22 protein-coding genes and 1 pseudogene are annotated in these 26,415 nt (G+C 33.5%); 13 read left to right on the forward strand and 10 right to left on the reverse strand.

Annotation, left to right across the window (positions count from 1 at the left end; all coding sequences use genetic code 11):
• The first annotated feature begins 81 nt into the window (after nt 1-81).
• The 4 genes and pseudogenes from AC2TDS_RS12205 to AC2TDS_RS12220 all read left to right on the forward strand — a co-directional run bounded on the left by AC2TDS_RS12205 (nt 82) and on the right by AC2TDS_RS12220 (nt 1,574).
• A complete protein-coding gene (locus tag AC2TDS_RS12205) occupies nt 82-483 on the forward strand; it encodes a hypothetical protein (protein ID WP_484735860.1) in 402 nt (133 codons plus the stop codon).
• 9 nt (nt 484-492) lie between these two features.
• The gene (locus tag AC2TDS_RS12210; RefSeq protein WP_484735861.1) at nt 493-885 is read left to right on the forward strand and encodes a hypothetical protein; all 393 of its coding nucleotides are present in this window, start codon (nt 493-495) and stop codon (nt 883-885) included.
• A gap of 10 nt (nt 886-895) precedes the next feature.
• Nucleotides 896-967: pseudogene (locus AC2TDS_RS12215) on the forward strand (DUF1508 domain-containing protein); the annotation flags it as partial.
• Between the two features lie 187 nt (nt 968-1,154).
• Entirely contained in the window at nt 1,155-1,574 is a 420-nt protein-coding gene (locus tag AC2TDS_RS12220; protein ID WP_484735862.1) for a hypothetical protein, read from the forward strand.
• A gap of 221 nt (nt 1,575-1,795) precedes the next feature.
• On the opposite strand, the gene AC2TDS_RS12225 is transcribed toward AC2TDS_RS12220, so the two are convergent.
• Complete coding sequence (locus AC2TDS_RS12225) at nt 1,796-2,386, reverse strand: hypothetical protein (protein WP_484735863.1); 591 nt, start codon at nt 2,384-2,386, stop codon at nt 1,796-1,798.
• 350 nt (nt 2,387-2,736) lie between these two features.
• Here AC2TDS_RS12225 and AC2TDS_RS12230 point away from each other — a divergent pair, with 350 nt between their 5' ends.
• The gene (locus AC2TDS_RS12230; RefSeq protein WP_484735864.1) at nt 2,737-3,741 is read left to right on the forward strand and encodes an SAM-dependent methyltransferase; all 1,005 of its coding nucleotides are present in this window, start codon (nt 2,737-2,739) and stop codon (nt 3,739-3,741) included.
• A gap of 79 nt (nt 3,742-3,820) precedes the next feature.
• Here AC2TDS_RS12230 and AC2TDS_RS12235 read toward each other — a convergent pair whose 3' ends face one another.
• On the reverse strand, nt 3,821-5,362 hold the full coding sequence (locus AC2TDS_RS12235) for a glycine--tRNA ligase (RefSeq protein ID WP_484735865.1): 1,542 nt from the start codon (nt 5,360-5,362) through the stop codon (nt 3,821-3,823).
• A gap of 74 nt (nt 5,363-5,436) precedes the next feature.
• Between AC2TDS_RS12235 and AC2TDS_RS12240 the strand changes: the two genes are divergently transcribed.
• On the forward strand, nt 5,437-7,983 hold the full coding sequence (locus AC2TDS_RS12240) for a DUF3857 domain-containing protein (RefSeq protein ID WP_484735866.1): 2,547 nt from the start codon (nt 5,437-5,439) through the stop codon (nt 7,981-7,983).
• Nucleotides 7,984-8,009: 26 nt separating this feature from the next.
• On the opposite strand, the gene AC2TDS_RS12245 is transcribed toward AC2TDS_RS12240, so the two are convergent.
• From AC2TDS_RS12245 to AC2TDS_RS12255, 3 genes are read right to left on the reverse strand one after another with little or no spacing between them, the layout of a single operon-like run.
• Complete coding sequence (locus AC2TDS_RS12245; RefSeq protein ID WP_484735867.1) at nt 8,010-8,888, reverse strand: DUF8428 domain-containing protein; 879 nt, start codon at nt 8,886-8,888, stop codon at nt 8,010-8,012.
• A gap of 21 nt (nt 8,889-8,909) precedes the next feature.
• Nucleotides 8,910-9,791: a DUF8428 domain-containing protein gene (locus AC2TDS_RS12250; RefSeq protein ID WP_484735868.1), complete on the reverse strand. Its 882-nt coding sequence runs from the start codon at nt 9,789-9,791 to the stop codon at nt 8,910-8,912.
• Between the two features lie 50 nt (nt 9,792-9,841).
• Nucleotides 9,842-10,402 (reverse strand): class I SAM-dependent methyltransferase, encoded by a 561-nt coding sequence (locus AC2TDS_RS12255; RefSeq protein ID WP_484735869.1) that lies wholly within the window; start codon nt 10,400-10,402, stop codon nt 9,842-9,844.
• A gap of 52 nt (nt 10,403-10,454) precedes the next feature.
• On the opposite strand from AC2TDS_RS12255, the gene AC2TDS_RS12260 reads away from it, so the two are divergent.
• On the forward strand, nt 10,455-11,147 hold the full coding sequence (locus tag AC2TDS_RS12260; RefSeq protein ID WP_484735870.1) for a ComF family protein: 693 nt from the start codon (nt 10,455-10,457) through the stop codon (nt 11,145-11,147).
• A gap of 53 nt (nt 11,148-11,200) precedes the next feature.
• On the forward strand, nt 11,201-12,796 hold the full coding sequence (locus AC2TDS_RS12265; protein WP_484735871.1) for an Ig-like domain-containing domain: 1,596 nt from the start codon (nt 11,201-11,203) through the stop codon (nt 12,794-12,796).
• A 478-nt stretch (nt 12,797-13,274) separates the two neighbouring features.
• On the opposite strand, the gene AC2TDS_RS12270 is transcribed toward AC2TDS_RS12265, so the two are convergent.
• Nucleotides 13,275-14,963, reverse strand: a complete 1,689-nt coding sequence (locus tag AC2TDS_RS12270; RefSeq protein WP_484735872.1) for a glutamine--tRNA ligase/YqeY domain fusion protein — start codon at nt 14,961-14,963, stop codon at nt 13,275-13,277.
• A gap of 758 nt (nt 14,964-15,721) precedes the next feature.
• On the opposite strand from AC2TDS_RS12270, the gene AC2TDS_RS12275 reads away from it, so the two are divergent.
• Nucleotides 15,722-16,567 (forward strand): helix-turn-helix domain-containing protein, encoded by an 846-nt coding sequence (locus AC2TDS_RS12275; protein ID WP_484735873.1) that lies wholly within the window; start codon nt 15,722-15,724, stop codon nt 16,565-16,567.
• A gap of 209 nt (nt 16,568-16,776) precedes the next feature.
• Entirely contained in the window at nt 16,777-19,131 is a 2,355-nt protein-coding gene (locus AC2TDS_RS12280) for a sodium-translocating pyrophosphatase (RefSeq protein ID WP_484735874.1), read from the forward strand.
• Between the two features lie 47 nt (nt 19,132-19,178).
• Here the strand turns inward: AC2TDS_RS12280 and AC2TDS_RS12285 are convergent, their stop codons facing one another.
• The 4 genes from AC2TDS_RS12285 to AC2TDS_RS12300 are packed head-to-tail and all read right to left on the reverse strand — an operon-like array spanning nt 19,179 to nt 22,700.
• Nucleotides 19,179-20,024: a 5-oxoprolinase subunit C family protein gene (locus AC2TDS_RS12285; protein ID WP_484735875.1), complete on the reverse strand. Its 846-nt coding sequence runs from the start codon at nt 20,022-20,024 to the stop codon at nt 19,179-19,181.
• Entirely contained in the window at nt 20,017-20,748 is a 732-nt protein-coding gene (pxpB, locus tag AC2TDS_RS12290; protein WP_484735876.1) for a 5-oxoprolinase subunit PxpB, read from the reverse strand. Before pxpB ends, AC2TDS_RS12285 begins: the two co-directional genes overlap by 8 nt.
• Nucleotides 20,741-21,472, reverse strand: coding sequence for a 5-oxoprolinase subunit PxpA (gene pxpA / locus AC2TDS_RS12295; RefSeq protein ID WP_484735877.1), 732 nt, complete (start codon nt 21,470-21,472; stop codon nt 20,741-20,743). Before pxpA ends, pxpB begins: the two co-directional genes overlap by 8 nt.
• A 1-nt stretch (nt 21,473) precedes the next feature.
• Nucleotides 21,474-22,700 carry an Nramp family divalent metal transporter gene (locus AC2TDS_RS12300; RefSeq protein WP_484735878.1) on the reverse strand — a complete coding sequence of 409 codons (1,227 nt, stop codon included), beginning with the start codon at nt 22,698-22,700 and terminating at the stop codon, nt 21,474-21,476.
• 116 nt (nt 22,701-22,816) lie between these two features.
• On the opposite strand from AC2TDS_RS12300, the gene pabB reads away from it, so the two are divergent.
• The 3 genes from pabB (at nt 22,817) to tilS (ending at nt 26,415) form a co-directional block, all read left to right on the forward strand.
• The gene (gene pabB / locus AC2TDS_RS12305) at nt 22,817-24,133 is read left to right on the forward strand and encodes an aminodeoxychorismate synthase component I (RefSeq protein WP_484735879.1); all 1,317 of its coding nucleotides are present in this window, start codon (nt 22,817-22,819) and stop codon (nt 24,131-24,133) included.
• Nucleotides 24,134-24,267: 134 nt separating this feature from the next.
• On the forward strand, nt 24,268-25,089 hold the full coding sequence (locus tag AC2TDS_RS12310; RefSeq protein WP_484735880.1) for an alpha/beta hydrolase: 822 nt from the start codon (nt 24,268-24,270) through the stop codon (nt 25,087-25,089).
• A gap of 9 nt (nt 25,090-25,098) precedes the next feature.
• Entirely contained in the window at nt 25,099-26,415 is a 1,317-nt protein-coding gene (tilS, locus tag AC2TDS_RS12315) for a tRNA lysidine(34) synthetase TilS (protein ID WP_484735881.1), read from the forward strand.

Genomic DNA, 26,415 nt, shown 5'->3' on the forward strand with positions numbered 1-26,415 from the left:
TCAGTTGTCGGTGATCCCCCCGCCCCTGATTTCGCTAGAGTAACTAGTGGTCAAAGAAGTCCAAAGAGTCAAGCAAGAATTATGAAAAATAATTTAGATAAACCGGGAGGAGTCAAACATGACTATAATCAGTACGGGAGAAATGGAGACAAAGTTATAGATACTTATGTCTTGGCTAGGGATTATAATTCCAAGGCTGGAGAAGTAAACGAAATTTTAGGAACAGATTTATTGCCAGTTTTAAGTGAGTCTAACATACAAGAGGCAATGCTGAGTACAATAAATGAAGTAGGTCCAGGTAAAGTTTCTAAGCATATTGTTTCAGACCCTAAGTCGTATAATGTATTTGATATTGCTCCTAGTTCTATTTCAAACCCTAAACTTTTTAATAAAAATATTTTAAACGATTCAAGAGTAAAAAGGGCTTTTACCCCATATACCAAAAATAGAGATAGAGCCTTCCATATAGAAATACCTCAATAAAGAAAAGAAATGAAAAAAACACTTTTTATTATAGCTCTTATTATTTATTCATGTCAGATAAGTAAGAATAAAGAAGAGAAAGAAAAATCTGATGTTAAAGAATTAAAAGAAGAGTTTGATGTTCAAATAACTAAAGAAAAGACAATTGATAGAACTTTACTAAATGGAGTTTGGGCTGAAAATGAAGATGATAATGCTCAATTTTATATTGAAAATGATTCTATTTATTTTATAGAACATACAGACTCACCTATCGCTTATACTTTAATAAAAGATACACTTTATTTAGATTACAATACATTCAAAACTTATTCAATCATAAATAAATTAACTAAAGATAGTTTAATTATGAAAAATGAAGGTTTAGAAGAGTTAACTAAACTTTACAGAAGAAGGAAATGATTCAAGTAAAGATGCCATGGAAAATGGTATAGCTTCAGTAAAAAAGAATGCACCAAATGCTACTGTAGAAGATAATTCTTAGTAGTAAAGTAACATAATTAAAACAAGCAAGAAGATGGACTTAGGTTCACCCAGCTGGCGCGCGAATGACAAAGTAAGGCTACCGCTCGTGTCCTCACGAGTGCCGGGTAAGAGTAAGCGGTTACAATGAACAGTTGTAAATAGTACAAAGAAGTTGTAATAACAAAGGTTAGAGACATATTAGAATAATGAATAAAAAGATACCTGCAGATAAATTATTATTATTATTTAGTTTAGGCTTATTGACGATTTCATTTATTATTTTATATGATACGTATGATAAAATGAAGATTCATGAAACAGGGGAAGCTATTATTGTTGAAGTTAAAGAAGCTCCAGAAAGTTGTTCAAGCATAAACTCAAATTGGGATGGTTATTGTAAATTAGAGTTTGAGGACAAAAGTTTTGTTATAAGAGCGGGTAAAAAGTTTTGCTCTTTAGTATCGGGTAAAGAAAAAGTAGAAGTATTAACAAATAAAGATAAGAGTAGGGTTATATTCATAGGAGAGTATAGCTCGAGCCAATACGGTAATGGTTTTTTTATACTTTTAGTTGCATTATTTGCAATTTATAGCTCTATTAAATCCATTCGTTTGCCTCATGTTTAAATTGCTGATGTTTTTATTGGTGCTTAATATCTATTCCCACTGTTCCCACAAAGCTTATTTCGTTTAACGGCTAACCTTTTCGTGTATGATAGTAAAGTGTAAGCAATTAACAGTTGTACAATTGTTAATTTTAATCCAAATTATGCATTAGAGCTTCGAAATGAGAGCTGAAGGGCTATAAAAGAAAGTGCTTTATCAATGTCAACATAGCACCGCTATGGTTAATTCAATTCTGATGTTAATTTACTGAACATATCTTTTAAATAAGCTATTTTAGGATTTTCTTTGTTAACGAGTATCTCATATATTTTACCAATGCTATATTGAGAGAAATCTTCAATATAAATGCATCTGTTGTATTTTTTTCCTAAATAATTATAGTTGAATTCAATAGTATTAGGGGTGTAAGTTGCTGTTTCAGTGGTTACTGCCATACTTATCGTATAATCGTTAATGTCTTTTATAATTGGTTCAGTAAGAATAACTTCACATATTTCTGGTTTTACTTTGGAGTATTTAAGTTTAAAGTATTCTCCTTTAGAAAACTCTACACTATTGATATCAGGATATGAGTATCGTTTATTTTTTATATAATATTCAAATTCATTTCCATGTATCTTACTATTGTTAAAACCTATAACTTTACAAACAGTTACCCCAAAGTTAGATTTCAAAAGCTCTTCTTTTTCTTTTTCGAAAGAGTTTTTAAAGTAGAAAAAAACAACAAATATAGCCAGCCCCAAAATGATTTTAACGATGGCTTTTTTCTTCTCTTTAGTTGAGAGATTATCCGGTTTTATAAACTTTTTCATTCTCATATAGTGTTTATAGAATAGCTAATATTCTATGTTTAGTAATAAAAACGCTTCTCAATTTTTTCAAAGTGTTTATATCGTTTGTTACTAATTGGCTATTTGCAAAAATAACTGACAAGAAGCATAAAATATAGTGGTAGAGTTCTTAATTATAAAAAACACTCTCAAAATGCTTTAGAGATGATTTTAAACACCATACACTTCTGATTTAATGGAGCAGGTATTGTTAAAACACAAGGAAATGATCGTGTAATTTTATCTAATGCATGGTAGTATAATTTTTGTATTTTTATGCTAAGTCAAGAATGAAAGCCTGATCTACTAACTACTAATATTTATTTTATAAGATGGATGAAAGAGAAATCAAATTAGATTTGAAAAAAGAAGTGTTGTTTCTTACAGAAAACACGACAAGTCAAATTGAAACCGAACATTGTTTACAAGCTATCCACCGTTATTTTCAGAAAGCAACAGAAATCACTGGTTATGACACCAAAATTGAATACCTAGCCGCAATTCCTGTTGCCAATGGGAAGGCACTTGGTTTAAATCATGCAGCACAATGTTTATTAGATTATAAACGCACGGTTAAATTTTTAAAAGGCATACGTGCTGCTATTAAAGACAAACAACAAGAACACCCAGATGAGCCAATTAGAATATTTTATGCCGGATGTGGACCGTATGCTCCTTTTGTTACTTTAATTGCCCCTTTATTTGAATTAAACGAAGTACAATTTACCTTACTAGAAGTAAATCAACACTCCATTCAAGCCGCTAAAAAACTCATTGAGGCTTTAGAGTTAACAAATTATGTAAGCGAATATTACCAAGCAGATGCTGTGACCTTTACAGTTCCGGATGCTCAGAAGTATCATATAGTAGTTAGTGAAACATTAGACGCCGTTTTATACAGAGAATGTTATGTTCCTATCTTATTTAATATGCTTCCCCAATTTGAAAAGGGAGTTACTTTAATTCCTGAAAATGTAAAATTAGACCTTTCTTTGGTAAGTGGTTCTGATGGAAACCTCGATATTCAAGAAAAGAAAATTGCTACGATTTTGGATGTTCGCCGTCAAGTAGAAGCCAATAAAGAACTGAGAACAATACCGAAGCAATTACCAGATATAAAAATTGACCTTCAGCCGCAAGATACGGACACTTTCAACCATGCCATTATAGATACTTTAGTACAGGTATATAAAGATATTTGGCTGTATAGAGAGGAATCATCACTAACACTTCCTTTACGATTGGTGTTAGAGCCCAATATACATAATAGCACTATTGTTTTCACCTATTTAATGCATCCTCAAATAGAGTTGTCGTGTACGTTTGAAAACGTTTAGAGGTATGTGTTTAAAACCAAGCGAAAAGAAAAAACCTACCCAATACAGGTAGGTTTAAATATATTTTATAAAAGGTATGTTACATTTTCAACAACCAAGAACGAACATCTGTAGCTTCTTTAATAAGCGCACTTAATTCGTCTATTTTAACACGTTTCTGTTCCATGGTATCTCTATAACGTACGGTAACCGTATTATCTTCCAAAGTATCGTGATCTACCGTAATACAAAAAGGAGTACCCGCGGCATCTTGACGACGATAGCGACGCCCTACAGCATCTTTTTCATCGTATGACACGTTGAATTCCCATTTTAAATCATCTACAATTTTACGAGCAACATCTGGTAATCCGTCTTTTTTCACTAAAGGTAAAATAGCCGCTTTGGTCGGAGCCAGCACAGCAGGAAGTTTTAACACCGTTCTTGAAGTTCCATTGTCTAATGCTTCTTCTTGTAAAGCCTTAGAGAAAACCGCTAAAAACATTCTGTCTAAACCGATAGACGTTTCAACTACATACGGCACATAGCTTTTATTTTCTTCATGATCAAAATACTGTAATTTCTTACCAGAATGCTCTTCGTGCGCTTTTAAATCAAAGTCGGTACGAGAGTGAATTCCTTCTAATTCTTTAAAACCAAAAGGAAACTTAAATTCGATATCTGTGGCAGCATCCGCATAATGCGCTAACTTCTCATGATCGTGAAAACGGTAGTTCTCAGCACCTATACCTAATGATAAGTGCCAATTTAGACGTGTTTCTTTCCATTGTTCATACCATTTCTTTTGCGTACCTGGTTTTACAAAAAATTGCATTTCCATTTGTTCAAATTCACGCATTCTAAAAATAAACTGGCGGGCAACTATTTCATTTCGAAAAGCCTTACCAGTTTGGGCAATTCCGAAAGGAATTTTCATACGCCCTGTTTTTTGAACATTTAAAAAGTTTACAAAAATACCTTGTGCAGTTTCAGGTCGCAAATACACTTGCATTGAGCTATCAGCAGACGCTCCTAATTGCGTGCCAAACATTAAGTTAAACTGCTTAACATCTGTCCAGTTTTTGCTACCAGTTAACGGGTCGGCAATCTCTAACTCTTCAATTAATGCTTTTACATCAACCAAATCTTCATTTTCTAGCGATTTGCCTAATCGCCCCAAAATGGTATTAATTTTCTCTTGGTATCCTAAAACACGACCGTTTGTTGAAAGGAATTCTTCTTTGTTAAAGGTATCTCCAAAACGCTTTTCAGCTTTTTTCACTTCCTTGTCAATCTTAGCCTCAATTTTAGCACAATAATCTTCTACTAAAACATCCGCTCTGTATCGTTTTTTACTGTCTTTATTGTCAATTAAAGGATCATTAAAAGCATCTACGTGGCCTGAAGCTTTCCAAGTGGTAGGATGCATTAAAATAGACGCATCTATTCCTACAATATTCTCGTGCATTTGTACCATGGCTTTCCACCAATAGTCACGAATGTTTTTCTTTAGCTCTACACCATTCTGTGCATAGTCATACACAGCGCTTAATCCGTCATAGATTTCAGATGATTGAAATATATAACCGTATTCTTTTGCGTGTGAAATTACCTTTTTAAATTGATCTTCTTGTTTTGCCATGGTGCAAAAATATATTTTTAAACTAACTATTTGAGAATAAAAATATACTTTTGTAGAAAAAGTATGCGTGTGTTATGAAAAAAAATGGTATTTGCCTATTGCTATGCTTCTTTATCTTTTTGACGGCTATTGCACAGATGAAGAAAAAACCTGTGGTTCCACATTGGGTGGAAACAGTTACGTACAATGTAGCTCCTGATATTAGTTCAGAAGAACTTGTTCAAGGAAACTTAGTATTACTATACGACGAGCAGGTTCACATGAACAAACAAGAAGTGTTTTTTCACCGTGCTACAAAAATAACAGAGAATGTGGGGGTACAAACCGCGTCGTCTATAACTATAGCTTTTGATCCTACTTACCAAAATTTATATATTCATTCGTTAAAGGTTATCAGAGACGGAAAAGTAATTGACAAACTAAACTCGAGTGTTTTTCAAACTTTGAGAAGGGAGTTAAATTCAGAGAGCTACATATATGACGGAAGTTTGTCGGCCTTTACGAATATAAGTGATGTACGAACAGGTGATATTATTGACTATAGTTTTACAATAAAGGGATTTAATCCTATTCATGGAAGTAAGTACGCTGACTTTTTTAATATAGAAACCTCCGAACCGTTAGGGAAATTATTTGTTAAGGTTATTTCAAAAAAACCTATGGAAGTAACACTTTTTGCAACAGATATTGAGCTTGAACAAAAAAGGAAAAATCAGGATTACATCTATGTTATTTCAGACGAAAATATTCCTAGTCATAGGTATGAAGAAAATACGCCTGTATGGCATATATCATCAGGTATAGCGCAAATCAGCAATTACAAATCATGGAAGGAGATTGTAGATTGGGGCGTTAAATTATTTAAAGTTCAACATCAACTATCAACCGAATTACGAGAAAAAATTCAAGAGATCGATGAGGCCTATACAGCAGAAGGGGAGAAAATTAGCGCTACCCTCGATTTTGTGCAAGATGATATCCGCTATTTAGGTTTAGAAGGAGGTATTAGTGCCTATAAACCATTTTCACCGAATAAAGTTTTTAAACAACGTTTTGGAGATTGCAAAGACAAAAGCCTTTTAATGGTTACTATGCTTAACTCTATGGGAATTGAAGCTTACCCCGTATTGGTAAATACCTACTTTAAGGGAACGATTAAATCGATGCTACCAGCGGCGACTATTTTTAATCATTGTGTAGTGAAGACAATTGATAAAAACGGAAGGGAGTTATGGTACGACCCAACTATCTCGAATCAAGGAGGAAAGTTCGATGCTATTGCTTTTCCTGACTATCGATATGGATTGGTATTAAAAAAAGAGAATAATTATTTGGAGGAGATTTTTCCTTTTGACACGAACTTAATTGAGGTTACCAATGACTATATCATTGATGAGGAGGGCAAAGGAGCCACGCTTAGAACTACTTCTGTGTTTCACAAGGCAGAGGCAGATTATATTCGTTCATTGTTTAAAAACAACAGTATTTCGTCTATTAAAGAAGTATATGAGCAATATTATGCTCGGTACTTTGGTACGATAAAAAGCATAAAGAATCCCGAGTATGTTGATGATATGGAGAATAATAGATTTACCGTATTTGAAGATTATAGAATTGATAGTTTATGGAAGCCGAGTACCGAAAAAGATCAAATAATAGCGGCATTTTATCCATATACCATTTCTGATATCTTATCAATGCCTACGAAGTTAAACAGAAAAACACCGTATGATTTACTATATCCTCTAGAGAGAACCCAGACGATCAACATAACCGTGCCTAAAAATTGGACTTTTAAACGCGATTTTTTCGATATTCGATCTCCGAACATCTATTATCGTAAAGAGGTGGAATTCAAGAATTCAGAGAGTGTTTTAACCATAGAGCATGTTTTTAAAACTCAAAAAGATGCTGTTTCGGTTGCTGAGTTTCCACGTTTCTTTGCCGATTTAACAAAGCTTGATCAGCAGATGGGGTATTCGATAATAACCTCTAATAGAGGATTATTCAGAACATCAGAGATTACTGTTAATTGGTTGAAAATTACTGGGACACTCTTGTTTTTCATGATACTAGGCGGGTTTGTTTGGTTAGCTGTTAAACTGTATCAGTACAACCCTATTCCTAAAATAGAGTGTTATTATGAAGAAAATAAACCAATAGGTGGTTGGTTAATTCCAATTGGTATTGCGATGGGTTTAGCGTATCTACTTACTATTGTTGATCTATTCGAGAGTAATATGTATCTATCAGGAAATTGGTTGTTATACTTTAGCGGCACTAACGTTAATTTTCATCTGTTAATTGCTCTTTTAGTGCTCTTAGAAACCATGGTTAAAGCTCTGTTGTTAGTGTACTATCCTTTGGCAATGATCTTGTTTCTTAAAAAAAGAAGTAGTTTTCCAAAAATACATGCAGTTTTTTTAGGTACCTATTTTGTGTTTATGATACTTGATTATTGGCTAGCTAGTAGTTTTATAGAAAATACGTTTCAACATGAAAGGCAGATCAATAGTTTATTAGGCTTGTTTATATCATCTGCCTTAATTGTACCGTATTTATTGAGCGCTGATAGCGTAAAGGAAACATTTGTAACTACCCTTAAAAATAAGCAAGAGTAAACTATGTGATTTTCGAAACAGGTGAGTTAGCGCAAGCTAACTACAGAATTACCTGAATATTCGCCTTCAACAAAAGCACTGATGGTGTATTTTCCTTTGTTAATTTCATCTCTATTCACCAATACTAATGATACTAAGCTCATTCTGTCATTAAGGTAATTCACGGCAATTGAATCACTGTATAAAATACTAGCACCATTATTTAAAAAGGTTTTCCCCTTAGGGGTAAGAACGTTTTTGTTTTCATCAATAATTTGGACATATACCATTTTTTTACCCGACTTTGTAATGTCATTTTTAAGCAAATCAAAATTTACTCTGAAAGCATCAGTTCTACTTGATCTAGACGTTGAGGTTAATTTCCCACTGCTTCTTTCTTTCATGGCAATGGCCGTTACCGGACTGATATCTATTTTTGAAGCGACAGCTACCTTAGCTTCAAGCTTTTTATATTTTTCGTTTAATTCGTTATTGATATTTTCTTTTTGGTTCAGAATTTCAGTGGTAATAACATTTTCTTGAACCAAGCTTTCATTGGCAGTATTAAGCGAATCTATTTTAATAAAGAGCCTTCTATTCTCTCTCTCTAAACTGGCAATTTTACTTCGATAGGTACGTATTAAATTGTAGTTATGCCCTTTTAGGTTTACTACGGAATCGCGTAAATCTTTCATTTTTTGAATCTCTACACGCAATCGTTTCGAAAGACTTTTTTTACGAATTACAACGTCTGTGTAATCTTTAATCATTTCATCTAAAGAGTTTTTTAAGTCTGTTTTTTCTTGTTGGAAAACACTTTGAAGACCATCGATTTCGCTTTCTTTTTTAAAAGCATGCAGGGTTAATAACAGAATAATGATTAGTAGAAAAACTAATGCTGCATTTTTAGAAGCTTTTGAATTCATTTTTTTAGGAGGATTAAGGGGTTATTCTAATTTTATAATTGATTGTTTTGTTAATAATCGATTCACATATATTCGTACTTTATAATGTCCTCTTTTTATAACATCCTTACTCACATTTATCAGTGATGTTACCGCCAGTTTTTTATTGTAGTAGTTTGCTTCTATGACATCGCTGTACCGAACCTTTGTTCCATTTTTTAATTCAATTTTCCCTTTTGCGTTGATAGTTTGGTTTCTAGGGTTAATTAATTGTACATGTATTTGTTTTGTGCCTTTGCCAATAATTTTGTTTTCTAACAAATCAAATTGTATTTTAAAAGCACTCGTTTTATGCGCCTCGTTGGTTGCTGTTAACATCCCGGTACTTTTCGATTTTAAAGCACGAAATTCTATTTTAGCAATTTCTAAAATATCGTTACGAACAACTTTCTCTTCCAACATTCTATTATTTCTGTTGAGCTTAGAGTTCAAATCTTTTGTCTCAGATAGAATCGTTTTTACACTACTGTTTTCATGTGACAAATGGTTGTTAACCGTGCTTAACGAGTCCAGTTTATTTAACAATGTTTGGTTTTCTTTCTCTAAGTTAGAAATTCTTTTTTTATAAACACGTAATAAGTTGTAGTTTGTTGCTTCTAATTTATGAATAGTGTCTTTTAATAAAACTATATTTCGTAATTGTTTTTCTATTTTAGCAGTATAGCTACGGTTATCTTGAGCGGTTTTACGATAATCAACGATTACATTATCTAGTTCTTTTTCCAGTTCTTTTTTTTCTGCTTCAAAAGCATTTTTTAAAACTGAAAAATCCCTAGCATTTTGATACGCCAACCACCCAATTACAATTACTAAGAAAAGTAAAAAGGCTATTAATCCTTTATTTTGAAAACGTTTGACAACCATTACTTAGGGGAGCTTAGGTGTAACTTATAAATACGGCACAGGCTAAAATACTATTTTTTAATGCATTTGTATACAAATGCCGGAGGAAAATTTAAAGTCTCAAAATCTAAAGTGATGTGTTTACCGAATACAGTTTTAAGCTTTTTGTAATAAGAAAGGCTATATTGATATTGAATAAACACGCCTTTTTCGTTTAAAAGAGCATGGCTTTTCTGTAAAATAGTACTTGATGTTTTCTTAGGAATAATGGTTAAAGGCAAACTAGAAACAATATAGCACGCTTCTTCGAAACCTAGCGCGTTCAGTCGTTCATCTATGTTCTCAGCCGATTCTTTCAGTAAAATTAATTGAGGATGATCAATATTTTGAAGCTCATTGTAAAAAGTACTGTTTATTTCAAAACAGATTAGGGTAGTTTGAGGCTGGATTTTATGTAAAATCCTTTTGGTAATAACCCCATTACCCGGGCCTAATTCAACAATGACTTTTGCTTTAGAAAAATTTATAGATGCGAGCATTCTACTCGCTAAATAACGCGAACTTGGAACCAATGTGCCTGCCGTTTTGTAGTTTTTTACTGCTTCTTTAAAAAAATTTAACTTTTTACTCAAAATAACATAGGTTGATTTTTGTACCTTAACCATTAAAAAATTACTAGAAAAGATGCAGATTCTAAAAGATATATTTTATGTTTTTTTTCCAAATTTATGTGTCAACTGCTCAACGCAACTATTAAAAAACGAATTGTTTTTATGTGTTAGTTGCCAGCACAGCCTTCCAATTATAAATAATAACGACGCAACACAACGAATGTTACAAGCTGTTTTTTATGGTCGTTTCCCCGTAAATGCAATATATTCATTTTTATACTACAAAAAGCATGGAATTACACAAAAGATGATTCATGAACTAAAATATAAAAATCAAGAAGGTATTGGTGTTTTTTTAGGACATTGCGTGGCTTATGAACTACAGCAATCTCAAATGTTTAGGAATGTAGATTATTTGGTGACAGTTCCGTTGCATCCGATAAAGGAAAAGCAAAGAGGATACAATCAACTTACAAAATTTACAGAAACCTTGAGCGAAACGTTAGGGATACCCTATAAGTCTACGTTGTTGATTCGTAGGTCTAAATCAAAAACGCAAAGCTTAAAGGAACGATTTGAACGATTTTCAAATAATAATACTAAATTTGAATTAACCGATACGACCTTTTTACGAAATAAACATGTAGTACTAATCGATGATGTGATTACCACAGGAGCTACACTAGAGGCCTGTTGTAATGAGTTGTTGAAAACAACGAATATTACCATTAGTATTTGTACAATGGCATATACTGAAAAAGTATAAACATTCGTTCGTGTTATTTTACTACTTTTGATGTTGAATTAAAATTTAATTTTGTGAAAAAAATAACCAAAATTTGTATTTTTTCTTTAGTTGTTCTGATCGTAAGTTGCGCACGTAGAGGTCGTCCTGAAGGGGGTCCCAAAGATGAAGACGCGCCAATTATGATTACTGCAAATCCGCCTTATGAAACCCTAAATTTCAATGAAAACACAATACGAATTTATTTTGATGAATATGTTGTTTTAAAAGAGTTAAGGAAACAGTTAGTAGTGTCACCCCCCTTAAAGAACCCATTAATAATTTCTCCACAGGGAACACCGAGTAAATACATAAACATTAAAATTATAGATACCTTAAAAGCCAATACAACTTATACGTTTAATTTTGGTAGTGCTGTTCGAGATAATAATGAGGGTAATACACTCGAGAATTTTAAATATGTTTTTTCTACAGGCAATTATATTGATTCCTTAAAACTAGCAGGGAATGTGTCGCATGCCTTTAACAAAAAAACGGAAAAGAGCATCAGTGTTTTATTGTATAAATTAGACAGTGTTTTTAACGATTCTATTGTATATAAGAAAAAGCCCGATTATGTTACCAGTACACTTGATTCCACTAACTTTAATTTTACCAATGTAAAGGAAGGAAAGTATTTATTATTAGCATTAAAAGAGCCGGCCAATGATTATATGTTTAATGCAAAAACCGATCAAATAGGTTTTATAACCGATACCATTGTTTTACCTAGAGACACCCTGGTTGCAGAGGACATTAAACTATTTAATGAAAGGAAAAAATTTACGTTTAAAAGAGGGAAAGAATTGTCTAGAGGGAAGATTCAATTCGGATTTGAAGGAGAAAAAAAAGACTTAAAAGTATCCTTATTATCCAAGGTTCCCGATGACTTTAAATCGTACTACGCATATGAAAAAGAAAAGGACACGCTTTTGTATTGGCACACCCCTATTAAGCGAGATTCTTTAAATTTCGTAGTTACCCGAAACGAGTTTAGAGATACCATTACGGTTCGGTTACGCAAAAAGAAGTTAGACTCTTTATCAGTGAAGTCAAGTGTAAGCAGAATACTGCATTTTAATGATACGCTTTTTTTAGAAACGAATAACCCAATTATTAAGGTGGATACGTCTAAGGTGTTGTTTGTTGATAAAGACACGTTAAAAGTAGCGTATGACTTAAAAAAAATTGCACTTAATAAACTGGGATTAATATTTGAAAAAAAGCCAAAAACGGAATATAGGTTAACCGTTTTTCCCGATGCGCTATCAGACGTGTATGATACTAAAAATGATACGTTAAAATACAGGTTTAGTACTAAAGAAATTGAAGATTACGGAAGTATTGTTTTGGATGTACAAAACAGGGTGAATAAACCGTTAATCATAGAGCTTTTACAAAAGGATAAAGTGCTTAAAAAAGAATATGTTACGGGGTCAAAAAAGATAGAATTTAACCTGTTGGAGCCAAAAGAATACGTGGTAAGAGCAATCGTAGATGCGAACAATAATAAAAAATGGGATACAGGTATTTTTCTAAAAAGAACACAACCGGAAAGAGTTATTTATTTTTCAAAAGAGTTTGAATTAAGAGCAAACTGGATACAAAATGAGAGTTTTGTAATAGAGTAAACTTAAAACATAGTTCATGTATTTCTATTGTTAAAAGAGAAACTATTATGAACGAATTTTTGATCCGAATGCATCGTTTCAATGTTCCAATTCATTGTTTGGGGTATTTATTAATACTATAATCTTAGGCATAGTTACACAGCCATTGTAAATCGTATTATACTGATTGGAATTTGAAGTTACCTGTTAATTTTGTTTCATTCATTAAAGGTTTTCAAATACCTACATCTCCATGATATGATGAAAGTCATAGAGATTCAGTAGTAAAATACTATTACCTATAGCTCGGTATTTACCATAACCATTATGGTTGGTAAATGGTATGCTATTGAGCCACAGTAATTAGGGGCTAACAAAATAGCATGCGATATCAAAAAGCCATATAGCACTAAGGAAGATTTTTTATGAGCGAACTGACGTAAATACAAACAAAAAACCCACTGAAAAGTGAGTTTTTTATTAAAATGATTGTGTTTACTTATTTCTTTTTTGCCCAATTATCACGTAATCCAACAGTTTTATTAAATACTAACTTCTCTGAAGAAGAGTCATCATCTACATTAAAATATCCTAAACGTTGGAATTGGAATCGATCACCAATGTTGGCACTCTGTAGACTTGGCTCAACAAAAGCATGAATAACGTCTAGTGAGCTAGGATTTAAAAACTCCATAAAATCTTTGTCTTTATGACTATCAGGAGCTTCGTCAGAAAATAAACGATCATACACCCTTACCTCTGCGTTAACTGCATGCTTTATAGACACCCAATGCAGCGTACCCTTTACTTTACGTTTACTTTCTTCAGTTCCGCTGCCTGATTTACTTAAAGGATCGTAAGTACAGTGGATTTCAATAATATTTCCATCACTGTCTTTTACACAATGTTCTCCTTTTATAATATAGGCATTCTTTAAACGAACTTCTTTGCCAATGGTTAAACGGAAGTACTTGCGATTGGCTTCTTCTTTAAAATCGTCCCTTTCTATATATAATTCTCTTGAAAAAGGCACTTCTCTTGTACCCGAGTTTTCATCTTCAGGGTTATTTTCGGCAATTAAGATTTCCTCTTTACCTTCTGTGTAATTTGTAACCACCAATTTAACAGGGTTAAGCACTCCCATAACTCGATTGGCGGTTTTATTTAAATCTTCACGAATTTTAAATTCCAATAAAGCTACATCAATAACATTTTCACGTTTTGATACACCAACGGTTTCAATGAAACTTCGAATTGCTGATGGCGTATAGCCCCTTCTGCGTAGCCCAGAAATAGTTGGCATGCGCGGGTCATCCCATCCTGAAACAATACCTTTCTCAACCAATTGTAATAACTTACGCTTGCTCATAATAGTGTAGCTTAAGTTTAGTCGTGAAAATTCGCGTTGTTTTGGGGTTAATGGATATTCAGATTTGCTGTACGTATGTACATTGTCTCTAAACCAATTGTATAATTCGCGATGAGGTTTAAACTCTAATGAACATAATGAGTGCGATACTTGTTCGATATAATCACTTTCTCCATGCGTCCAATCGTACATAGGGTAAATAACCCAATCGTTTCCAGTGCGGTGATGTGCTTTCTTTAAAATACGGTACATAATAGGGTCACGCATGAGCATATTTGGTGATTCCATATCAATTTTAGCACGTAAAACATGAGTTCCTTCATCAAACTCACCATTTTTCATTTGTGTGAATAAATTGAGGTTCTCATCAACAGGCCTATTGCGATATGGTCCGGCAATACCAAGTGTTGTAGGCGTACCTTTTTGTTTTGCCATTTCCTCAGAAGACTGAGAGTCTACATAGGCTTTTCCATCTTTGATTAGTTGAACGGCCCAATCATATAACTGCTGAAAATAATCAGATGAATAACATTCATTTGACCAGTTGTAACCTAACCAAGAAATATCTTGCTTAATGGTATCAACATATTTTTGTTCTTCTTTGGCCGGATTGGTGTCATCAAAACGAAGATTCACCGGAGCATTATATTGTTCCCCTAAACCGAAACTAATTCCGATTGCTTTTGTATGCCCAATATGAAGATAACCATTAGGCTCAGGAGGAAAACGAAAACGTAAATTTTCTGTAGGCATCCCATTAGCTATATCTTCTTCGATTATTTGTTCAATAAAGTTTAACGACTTCTTTTCTTCTGACATTTTCTCTAAAATTGAAGTGCAAAATTACGGAAAATAGTTGAGCTAATTCGAGTTTATAAAAATGCGTGTTCCCTTAAAATAGAACAGTGATTAATGAATTAGAGTTCCTACTTGTGTTTCTTTAAAATGTATTTGATAATGAATTGTATATCCGTGCAATTATAATTGGTAAATTGGTATTAGTTTGTTTGTTCCTAACAGCATCCAACACCTAATAAACCCATTCATGTATTTATCTGTAAATCGTATAATTCGGTCGTAAGTGGAATAGTGTAAACCAGTAAAGAAAGTCATTGATACTTCACGTATGTTCGATAAACATACCGTCGAAAACAAAAAGGTAAAAACAAATTTCGTTTTTACCTTTTCTCATCAAATTAGTGTTATAGAAGGGTTTTTATTTAGAATTAATTTAGAGTAAAAAGGGGCTCTAAAGGGGGATTGGTTGTTTGATTTCTAGTATTAATTAATGGCTAAAATTTTAATTTTTAAATGTGTTATTTACAGTGGTTATACTATCAATTTTTTTAATAATTGAAAACTTAAAAAATCATTACATACGATCATTAAAAAGTAATGAAATAATTTTTTTTGTTAACTTGTCGTATAATTTAATTAAATAAAAAGAGTTATTATAAAAACAAAAACTACTTTTTTCACTGTTTTAAAGTTTTGTAATGTTAACAAAGGTAATGAGGTTTTTATTGGTCAGACTTATGAAAAAAGGTGTGTTTCTTATGAATTTAATCCTCATGTGAATGAAAATTGAACAACAAATACCTACTCATAATATCAGTGGTGGCTTTGGTATTAATATAGAGCCTATATCGTATAATAACCCGTATGACTACGATAGCATTCATCGACATAACTATTTTGAAATTCTCTTTTTTTTCAACGGAGGGGGGTATCAACTCATTGATTTTGATAAGGTTCCGATTGTCAGTAATAGTTGCTACGTTATTAAACCAAGACAAGTTCATTTAGTAAGAAGAGACGCAAAAACGGATGGTTTATTAATACAGTTTGTCAATACACCAACGTTATCTACATTGATCGGCTCATTAACGTTTCTTCAGTATTACTCTAAAATAAAAAGTATATTTGAAAGCAGGAAAGAGTTTATAGAAAAATCGATTTCATTGTTAGATTTAATAAGACAAACAAAAAAGGAACAAGGTTTTTTTTACAAGCAAAAAGCAATACATTTACTATCTACCTTACTGTATGATTTGGAAGAGTATGTGATAGAAAGTAGCACATTGAATACTACCAAAGATCATTTATTAACCGGCTTTACAAAGCTTGTTAGTGAAAAATTGAATGCATTAACAGTACGTGAGTATGCAGCTTTTTTAAATACTTCAACTAAGAAACTTACTCAATTAATAAAGGCTAAATTTGGAATTACCCCTTTGAAGTTTATTCATAAAGCATTGCTCCTTGAAATAAAAAGAGAGCTATTGTTTAGAGATGTAAATATTAAAGAAGTTTCGTATAAATATAATTTTGATAGTACTTCTAATTTCAGCTCGTTCGTTAAAAAGAATACTGGGTTAACACCGTCGCAACTTCAAAAGAAATTAGCCATCGATTTTCAATAAACCAATTATAGTTACTGTAAGATGATAGAAAGCACGTAATTGATTTTGCTTGAGGTTGTGTTCGTTCAAATAGCTTAAGAGGTAGTAACCGTTTACCAACGAAATAGGTAGGAAAACACACTGAAAACACAAAAAAAATCAGAGATTTTTTTATTACCCATTGATTTGGTTATATTTACGGACACTATAACTAATCAAAATAGAAAAACATGAAACAAAACATGATGTATGTGCCAATTGTATTGGCATTATTAGGCCTAATTTTTATGTATGTAAAAATGGTTTGGGTTAAAAAACAAGATGCAGGGAGTGAAAAAATGCAGTCTATTTCTAAAAGTATCAAAGAAGGAGCACTTGCGTTTTTAGCTGCCGAATATCGTCTTTTATTAATTTTTGTTGGGATTGCTTCACTGGCATTATTCGGAATATCTCAAATGGTTGAAACGACTAGTATCATGATTGTTCCTGCTTTTATTATAGGGGCAGTTTTTTCTGCTTTGGCAGGTAATATAGGAATGCGTATTGCAACCGATGCAAATGCTAGAACGGCGGAAGCCGCAAAAACAAGCTTACCTCAGGCCTTAAAGGTGTCTTTCGGAGGCGGAACCGTTATGGGATTGGGAGTAGCAGGATTAGCAGTGTTAGGATTGACGTTGTTTTTCCTTTTATTTGTGAATCAATTTATTTCTGAAGGAGGTAATTTTTATAGTGAAATGACGGTAGTGTTAGAAGCATTGGCAGGTTTCTCTTTAGGTGCAGAATCAATTGCGTTGTTCGCTCGTGTAGGAGGAGGTATTTATACAAAGGCTGCTGATGTAGGAGCAGATCTAGTAGGTAAGATAGAAGCAGGAATCCCAGAAGATGATCCTAGAAACCCAGCTACAATTGCTGATAATGTAGGTGATAATGTAGGTGATGTAGCAGGTATGGGAGCAGATTTATTTGGCTCTTATGTAGCCACTGTTTTAGCAGCAATGGTTTTAGGGAATTATGTGATCAGAGACATGTCTCTAACATCTCAATTTTCAGATGATTTTAATGGTATGGGTCCGATATTATTGCCGCTAGTAATTGCTGGTGTTGGTATTATATCTTCAATTATCGGAACATTTTTAGTTGGAATTAAAGACAATACCGCCAGAGAAGCAGAAGTTCAAAAGGCGCTAGACACAGGAAACTGGGCATCTATTGTATTAACATTAATAGCAAGTTTCTTTTTAATTAAATTGATGTTACCTGAAACCTTAAAAATGAACTTTTTTGGAGAAGGAATAAAAGATGTGCCTTCTATCAATGTTTTTTGGGCAGCTTGTATTGGTTTAGCGGTAGGAGCGTTAATTTCTGTTGTAACCGCCTACTACACTAGTTTAGGAAAAAAACCAGTATTAGATATTGTAAAGAACAGTGCAACAGGTGCTGGAACAAATATAATTGCAGGTTTAGCAGTTGGAATGAAATCTACCTTTTTGTCGGTGCTTTTATTTGCTGCGGCAATTTATGGATCGTATTATTTTGCAGGCTTTTATGGAGTAGCACTTGCAGCATCTGCGATGATGGCTACAACAGCGATGCAATTGGCTATTGATGCCTTTGGCCCTATTGCTGATAACGCTGGTGGTGTTGCAGAGATGAGTGAATTGGAAGACCACGTTCGTGAACGTACAGATATTTTAGATTCTGTTGGAAATACAACTGCAGCGGTGGGTAAAGGTTTTGCGATCGCTTCTGCTGCCTTAACCGCGCTGGCTTTATTTGCAGCGTATGTTACGTTTACAGGTATTGATGGAATCAATATTTTTAAAGCAGATGTGCTTGCAGCCTTGTTTGTGGGAGGAATGATTCCTGTAATATTTTCTGCTTTAGCAATGGAATCTGTAGGTAAAGCAGCTATGGAAATGGTGCAGGAGGTACGTCGTCAGTTTAGAGAAATCCCTGGTATTATGGAAGGAACTGGTACACCAGAGTATGCGAAATGTGTGGATATTTCTACAAAAGCAGCTCTTCGTGAAATGATTTTACCGGGATTAATAACTATTATCTCTCCTATTATAATTGGGACCATTTTCGGAGCCGAACCGTTAGGAGGATACATGGCCGGTGTTTGTGTTTCAGGTGTTATGTGGGCAATTTTCCAAAATAACGCTGGTGGTGCTTGGGATAATGCCAAAAAATCGTTTGAAGCAGGTGTTGAAATTAATGGTGAAATGACCTATAAAGGGTCGGACGCTCATAAAGCTGCTGTAACAGGTGATACTGTTGGAGATCCTTTTAAAGATACTTCTGGGCCTTCAATGAATATTTTGATTAAACTAACTTGTTTAGTTGGATTGGTAATGGCTCCTGTTTTAGGTGGTCATGGTGCTAGTACTGAGCACGCAGAGAAAGAGGTTGTTGTTGAGGTAATCGCTACAGAAGGTGTTAATGCTACAGAAACGATGACTGTTTCTAAGGTAGATGAAACCAAAGTTGATGTTGAAACAGAAACCAAAGAAATTTCTTCTAAAGTAGAGGAAACAACGACTAAAACTACAAATGAATCGGAGCAAATAAAAAAGGAAGAGTAGCATCCTTTACATGGTATAATTATAAAACCTCACTGTTAAGTGGGGTTTTATTTTATAGTAAAACGAATAGTATCATGAGTTGTTTTTTGCCCTAATCGGTCAATAGCATTAGCAGTTAATTGCAAAACCCTTGGGTAGCCACCAGTAACTTGACAATCGCGCATTAATACAATTAGTTTTCCAGAAGGTGTTAATTGAACGGAGCCCGGTAATACAGCAGAGGTTAGCATGGAAGCCAAATGGTGTTGAAGTTGGCCCTCTAATTTATACCCCATTCTATTATTATCAGATGAAACGGTGAAGAGGGTGTTTTTAAGCGTTTCTTGTTGTTTCACAGTCAACAATTCAAACTCTGGACCTTTAAAACAGTCTATAGCACTCGATTGAAAGTGGTGTTCATTAACTTTTATACGTGAAAATTGTTTTGGTATGCGCTCTGAATGCTTTGAAATAGGTAAATACATCCCTTTTTGCAAACAATTTTCTGTTGTAATACCTTGATAAAAACTACTACTTTGGTATACTTTTTTAGTTTGAAACCCTCCAAAAACGGCCATATAAGTTCGAACACCATAAACTCTTTTTCCAAATGAGAGAACACTACCTTTTTTAACAGAAATAACCGTATTTAAAGCTACAGTATTTCCATTTATTTGCGCTGAAAAATCAGCACCAGTAATACTGATCCAAGTATTCTTTTCAAATAGTAGTTTACAGCCACCAAATGTAATCTCTAGAACAGCAGCATCATTGTTGTTATTTACAATATAATTAGCAAGCTTTGCTGAGTAGCTATCCATAGCGCCAGAAACAGGAATACCTAAGTCTCTATATCCTTTTCGTCCTAAGTCTTGAATGGTAGAATAAAATCCCGCTGCTATAACTTTAATCATCTAGCATCCGTTTTGAGAATATATATTTTCCAATAGCTATTTCTTTTTCAATTTTCATAAACGTTGCCTTATGGATAGCAATGAAGCGAATTTTGTCGCCTGATTTAGCAAAACAGGGATTGTTATCCGCTGGATTGAAAAAAGAGATAGGTGTTTTACCGATAACATTCCACCCTCCCGGACTATCAGAAGGGTATATTCCTGTTTGACGTCCGCCTATAGCAACCGAACCTTTAGAGATCGTTAATCTAGGGTTTGATTTTCTATGGGTATAAAGTAAAGGATCTAATCCGCCTAAATATAAAAATCCAGGTAAAAATCCAATAAAATGAACAGTATAGATTTGTTGTGTATGGAGTTCAACTATCTGATTTATTGGTATGTTGGTGTTTTCAGACATTTCGGTTAAATCAATGCCAAATTTAGGATCGTAACATACAGGTATTTCCCAAAGATAATTATTGTTTAGAGCCTTAATGGATTCATCAGTGTAGATTTTTTTTAAATCGTTTTTTTCTGAGTTGAAATCTAAACTAGTTTCAGTATAGATCAGGGTGAGTGAGTTATAACCCGGTATACAATCTTCAATTAAATGTTTTTTGTTGTTGAGTATCTTTGTTTTGAACTCATTAATATCTTGTAAAATATCAAGGGCTATTCTTTTTTCCCATTCAATTAGAATAGCCCTTTCTCCAAATGGTTTGTATTGAATTTGTTTAAGCAATGGTAATTCCTTTTTTAATGAAAGAAGTATAGAGGTATTTTACCAATTCTATGGCGTTTTCGGTGTCACCATGAACACAAAAAGTATCTGCTTTAACGGATATTATTTGGTTCTCAATTGTTTTCACATGCTTGTCAAAAACCATTCGTAATATATGTTCTAAAACAAGTTCTTTATCATGTATGATAGCATTCGATAGCTTTCTAGAAACCAATGTTAAGTCATTATTGTAATTTCTATCAGCAAAAGCTTCATATTTTATCTTGAGTTGTTGCTTTTGTGCTTCCTTGGCTATGACAGAATTAAAAGGAACGTATAAATAAACATTAGGACAGGTTGCTACTACTGATTGCACCATTATTTTTGCTGTTTCTTTATGAGTTGCGGCTAGGTTATATAAAGCACCGTGGGGTTTTATATGGTGTAATTTTTCTTGATGAAAGGTGGTTCTATCCATTAAAATGCGAATTTGATTTTCGATACTCTGCTGGAGGCTTTTGGGATCGATATTTATGACTTTTCTCCCGAAATTTTCTTTATCAGGAAAGGAAGGGTGCGCGCCTATTTTTACAGAATGTTCTTTTGCAAGTAAAATAACTTTATCAATTGTTTCTATGGAACCTGCATGGGCTCCGCAAGCAATATTGCACGATGATATATAAGGCATTAGTAAGTTTTCATTACCGATACCTTCACCAACGTCACAATTTATATCAACGATCATATTAAAAAATGTTAAATACCTTTAAGATACTTTTAAGTCCTAGGAAAATACTGATAACTAAAATAAAGAGTCCTAAAAAATTTTGAATTCTTGTATTTCGGTACTTTCCTAAAATAGACTTTTTATTCATGATCCACAATAAAATTCCGGCAACTATGGGTAAAAGCATACCATTTGCTACTTGCGCAAATTTTATAATTTCAATAGGTTTAATACCGAAAGAAGAAAACGCAACCCCTAAAAATAAAATGCTTCCCCAGACGATTCTAAATTTAGTAGATTTTAGTCCTCCTTTCCAACCAAAACAACCCTTTGCCACATAGGCAGCGGCGAGCGGAGCTGTGATAGCAGATGTTATGCCTGCAGCAAACAAACCAAGTGCCAGAAAATATTTAGCAAAATCACCATATAGTGGTGCTAAACTTTTTGCCAAATCGGCAGCGTTGTTAATGTCATTTACGTTGATTGCAGCCGCAGAAATAATGATGGCTATAGAAACCAAGCCTCCTACAAAGATAGAAATAATGGTATCTTTTTTAGCCAAAGGCAAATCCGCTGTGCTCTTCCATTTTTCTTTAACCAAAGAAGCGTGTAAAAAGAGGTTGTACGGAACTACGGTGGTTCCAATTAACCCAATAATAGTTAACAAGCTTTCTTCCGGAAAGGTGGGTATAAAGAGTCCTTTTATGATAGCTAAAAGGTCGGGTTTGGTAACGATCGCGGTAATCAAAAAAGAAAGACTCATAAATATAACTAGACTTACCAGTACTTTTTCTAAAAACTTATAATTACCGATATACAATAGTATAAAAGCGATGATACCAACACAGAAACTCATCATATTAACAGAAAGATTACCCAGTTGTATACTTGATTTTCCAAAAATGGCTTCCAATCCTAATATCCCTCCACTAATATTTCCTGCTTCATAAGACGCATTTCCGACAACAATGGCAGTCAAAATTAACAGGGTGATGCATTGTTTTATCACGGGATGTCGAATTTCATCTCTGATAACTTCAGAGAGTCCTTTTTGAGAAGTAATCCCTAATCTAGCGGTCATTTCTTGTAATATAATGGTGGCTAGAATTGACAATAACATGGCCCATAATAAATTCATTCCAAAATGAACGCCTGCCAATGTACATAGAGTTACCGTTCCAGGACCTATAAACGCTGCGGCAATTAAGGTTCCAGGGCCAATATTTTTAAACCAGTTTCGTATCATAAATTGTTGTTTAATAGCTATAAATGTAACAAAAAGAATTGACGGAAGATTTACAGTGAGTTTAAGAAAAATGTAGAATCGATCTTATTTTATATTGGGTTTCTTATTTTTGCCTGATGTCAAGAGTGATCCGTAATTTTTCAATAGACCGTCCGAAAGAGTTTAAGCAAAAACTTTTTGTGTGGGCAAAACAATTTGATACCGCCATCTGGTTAGATTCTAACAGTTATGAACAAAAATATAGTTCTTTTGACTGTGCCTTAGCCATTGATGAATTTACATCTATTAAAACAGATTATCACAATGCCTTTGACAAATTAAAGGAATATCAATCATACACTAAGGATTATATTTTTGGGTATGTGGGTTACGATGTTAAAAATGATGTGGAAAAATTGACCTCTCATAATTTTGATGGGCTTGATTTTCCTGATTTGTTCTTTTTTCAACCTCAGAAGCTAATTTTTATAAAAGGAGATACTGTTGAGTTTCGATATTTACAGATGATTGATGATGAAATGGAAGAAGATTTTGAAAGTATAATTGAAACAAATAGCACCTACAAAAATAAAATAAAAGAAAAGAGTCCTGAAGAAAGTACCCTAAAAATTAAACTAAGAATTCACAAAGACGAATACCATAAAAAAGTATCTAAAGTACTAGAACATATTCATAGGGGAGATATCTATGAAGCTAATTTTTGCCAAGAGTTCTATGCAGAAAACACCACAATTAACCCTTGTGAAATATACACTCACTTAAATGAGGTGTCTGAGCCACCCTTCGCTACTTTTTTTAAACATGAAAACCTGTATTTACTTTCAGCCTCACCAGAAAGATACTTACGGAAAGAAGGGCATAAAATGATATCACAACCGATAAAAGGAACGGCGAAACGTTTAATTAATGAGATAGAAGACGCAAAGATCGCCTTTGATTTGTCGCGTGATGAAAAAGAACGCTCAGAAAATATCATGATCGTAGATCTGGTCAGAAATGACTTGTCTCGAACCGCCAGAAAAGGCACCGTACAAGTGGAAGAATTGTGTAAAGTATATTCTTTTAATCAAGTGCACCAAATGATATCGACAGTAGTTTCTGAAATAGATGCAGATATTCATCCGGTAGATGTTATTAAAGATACTTTTCCGATGGGAAGTATGACAGGAGCCCCAAAAATTTCGGCCATGGAAATTATTGAAAATTTGGAGGAAACAAAACGAGGGTTGTATTCAGGAGCTGTAGGGTATTTTACCCCTGAAGGTGATTTTGACTTTAACGTGGTTATTCGAAGTATTTTATATAACGAAGATAAAAAATACGTGTCTTTTTCCGTAGGGGGAGCAATAACTGCCAAGTCAACTCCAGAAAAAGAATATGAAGAATGCTTGCTCAAAGCGAAGGCAATGAAATATGTTTTGTTACATTCATAATAGTTTTAAGTATATTTACTCGATCATTCTTGTAAGAAAAGGGATATGTTTTTTAATGTATGAATAGCTTTTTGAGAAAAGAATGCAAAGAATATTAAAAAACGAAAAGCTACTACTCTTTAAAAGTACTTATTATGACGCACCAAGAATTCAATTTTAACTTCCATAAAACCCTTTTTTTTGGTCAGTTTTGGCAACCGAAAACGGTAAAAGCTATAGTGGTAATCATTCATGGAATGGGTGAGCATTCTGGCCGATACGAGTATGTAGCAAAGCAACTTACCGAAAATAACTTTGGCGTAATTGCTTTTGACCATTTTGGACATGGAAAAACGAAAGGGAAAAGAGGCCATAACCCGGGGTATGATGAAGTTTTGGAAAGTATTTCTAAGCTTATTGGCAAAGCGAAAGATGTTTTTGGAGATAAGCCTTTATTTTTATACGGGCATTCTATGGGAGGAAATGCCGTAGTTAATTTTGTTTTACGCAAGAATCAGTCGATTAAAGGAGCTATTGCTACGAGTCCCATGCTTCGATTAGCTTTTGAACCACCAGCTTGGAAGTTAGCGCTAGGTAAAATAATGCAAAAAATTGCGCCCTCTATTACTTTGGGTAATGAATTAGATGCTGATTATATTTCACGTGATCTGGTTGAGGTGCACAAATATTGTAATGACCCAATGGTACATAATAAAATAAGTCCTAATTTCTCCTTATCATTTATTGATGCCGGAGACTGGGCCATTAACAATGCTTCGTTGCTAAAATATCCAATGTTTTTGCTACATGGAACAGGAGATAAAATAACAGACTATAAAGGATCAGAGGCTTTTGCAAGTAATTCAAAGAATGCTGATGTAAAACTTTATGATGGAGGCTACCATGAATTGCACAACGATTTATGCAAAGACGAAATGTTACAAGATATCATTAACTGGTTGAACGACCATCTGTGATAGCTGAAAATGGTAGAAAAACTAGAAAAACACTTGATTGCCAATTTTTCCTTTGTCAAAGGAAAAAAGATAGTTGTTGCCATATCAGGTGGAGTTGATAGTGTTGTTGTAACCCATTTGTTAACAAGGCTAAACTATGATGTAGCACTTGCTCATTGTAATTTTCAACTTCGAGAGAACGAAAGCGATTTGGATGAAGAATTTGTAAAAAACTTAGGCAAACAGCTAGGTTTGAATACGTTCACTGTAAAATTTGATACCAAAGAATACGCTGAAAGAACTAAGATGTCGATACAGTTAGCCGCGAGAAAATTACGCTATACATGGTTTGATGAATTACGGGTCAGTAAAAACTTTGATTACCTTGTTACCGCTCATCACGCCAACGATAATCTCGAAACATTTATAATTAACTTAACGCGAGGAACTGGACTGGAAGGCTTAACTGGTATTCCAGCAGTTAATGGTAATAGTATACGTCCTTTATTGATTTTCTCTCGCGAAGAAATTGTGAGCTATGCACAAGAACAAGGTCTTGCTTGGCGAGAAGATGCTAGTAATGCGGAAACAAAGTATATAAGAAATAAAATACGTCATGCTATAATTCCTGTACTTAAAGAGATAAACCCTAGTCTAATAAGTTCTTTTAATAATACTATTAATTTCTTAAATCAAAGTCAGCAAATCATTAGTGACTGTATTGAGGAAAAGTTATTAGATGTGGTGTCGTATGATGGTGAAATCACGAAATTAGATATTCTAAAAATTAAGAAACTGTCTGATCCAAAAGCTTATATTTACCATTTTTTAAAAGAATATGGCTTTACAGAATGGAACGATGTTTATAATTTGCTGAATGCTCAAGCAGGTAAAGTATTGCTGACAAAATCACACGCTTTGCTGAAAGACAGAGATTTTTTATTACTTTTACCGTCTAATAAATTTATAAATACTGATAATCAGGTCTTTATCATAAATAGTGAAATTTCTCAAATTACCAAGCCTATAAATTTAGTGTTTAAAAACGTTCAGAAAACAACATGTTTAGATGAAAAATCTATTTATGTTGATAAAAATTTACTAAATTACCCCCTTACTTTGCGGAAGTGGAAAGAAGGAGATCTTTTTTACCCGAATGGAATGTTAGGTAAAAAAAAGATAAGTAAATATTTTAAAGATGAAAAAATATCATTAATTGAAAAGAAAAATATATGGATCCTTTGTTCCAGTAAAAATGAAATAATTTGGATCTTAGGAAAGCGTCAAGACAGGCGTTTTTTGCCATCACATAAAACAATCAAAATATTACAAATAAGTATATTATAA

The sequence above is a fragment of the Tenacibaculum profundicola genome (assembly GCF_057220795.1).

Bases quoted from the DNA above. Each gene is read 5' to 3' on its own strand.
- pabB (WP_484735879.1), top strand. From the start codon at position 22,817: ATGTCAAGAGTGATCCGTAATTTTTCAATAGACCGTCCGAAAGAGTTT.
- pxpA (WP_484735877.1), bottom strand. From the start codon at position 21,472: ATGATCGTTGATATAAATTGTGACGTTGGTGAAGGTATCGGTAATGAA.
- AC2TDS_RS12285 (WP_484735875.1), bottom strand. From the start codon at position 20,024: ATGATTAAAGTTATAGCAGCGGGATTTTATTCTACCATTCAAGACTTA.
- AC2TDS_RS12275 (WP_484735873.1), top strand. From the start codon at position 15,722: ATGAAAATTGAACAACAAATACCTACTCATAATATCAGTGGTGGCTTT.
- AC2TDS_RS12310 (WP_484735880.1), top strand. From the start codon at position 24,268: ATGACGCACCAAGAATTCAATTTTAACTTCCATAAAACCCTTTTTTTT.
- tilS (WP_484735881.1), top strand. From the start codon at position 25,099: ATGGTAGAAAAACTAGAAAAACACTTGATTGCCAATTTTTCCTTTGTC.
- AC2TDS_RS12240 (WP_484735866.1), top strand. From the start codon at position 5,437: ATGAAAAAAAATGGTATTTGCCTATTGCTATGCTTCTTTATCTTTTTG.
- AC2TDS_RS12205 (WP_484735860.1), top strand. From the start codon at position 82: ATGAAAAATAATTTAGATAAACCGGGAGGAGTCAAACATGACTATAAT.
- AC2TDS_RS12300 (WP_484735878.1), bottom strand. From the start codon at position 22,700: ATGATACGAAACTGGTTTAAAAATATTGGCCCTGGAACCTTAATTGCC.
- AC2TDS_RS12245 (WP_484735867.1), bottom strand. From the start codon at position 8,888: ATGAATTCAAAAGCTTCTAAAAATGCAGCATTAGTTTTTCTACTAATC.
- AC2TDS_RS12225 (WP_484735863.1), bottom strand. From the start codon at position 2,386: ATGAAAAAGTTTATAAAACCGGATAATCTCTCAACTAAAGAGAAGAAA.
- AC2TDS_RS12260 (WP_484735870.1), top strand. From the start codon at position 10,455: ATGCAGATTCTAAAAGATATATTTTATGTTTTTTTTCCAAATTTATGT.
- AC2TDS_RS12220 (WP_484735862.1), top strand. From the start codon at position 1,155: ATGAATAAAAAGATACCTGCAGATAAATTATTATTATTATTTAGTTTA.
- AC2TDS_RS12230 (WP_484735864.1), top strand. From the start codon at position 2,737: ATGGATGAAAGAGAAATCAAATTAGATTTGAAAAAAGAAGTGTTGTTT.
- AC2TDS_RS12270 (WP_484735872.1), bottom strand. From the start codon at position 14,963: ATGTCAGAAGAAAAGAAGTCGTTAAACTTTATTGAACAAATAATCGAA.
- AC2TDS_RS12235 (WP_484735865.1), bottom strand. From the start codon at position 5,362: ATGGCAAAACAAGAAGATCAATTTAAAAAGGTAATTTCACACGCAAAA.
- AC2TDS_RS12250 (WP_484735868.1), bottom strand. From the start codon at position 9,791: ATGGTTGTCAAACGTTTTCAAAATAAAGGATTAATAGCCTTTTTACTT.
- AC2TDS_RS12210 (WP_484735861.1), top strand. From the start codon at position 493: ATGAAAAAAACACTTTTTATTATAGCTCTTATTATTTATTCATGTCAG.
- AC2TDS_RS12280 (WP_484735874.1), top strand. From the start codon at position 16,777: ATGAAACAAAACATGATGTATGTGCCAATTGTATTGGCATTATTAGGC.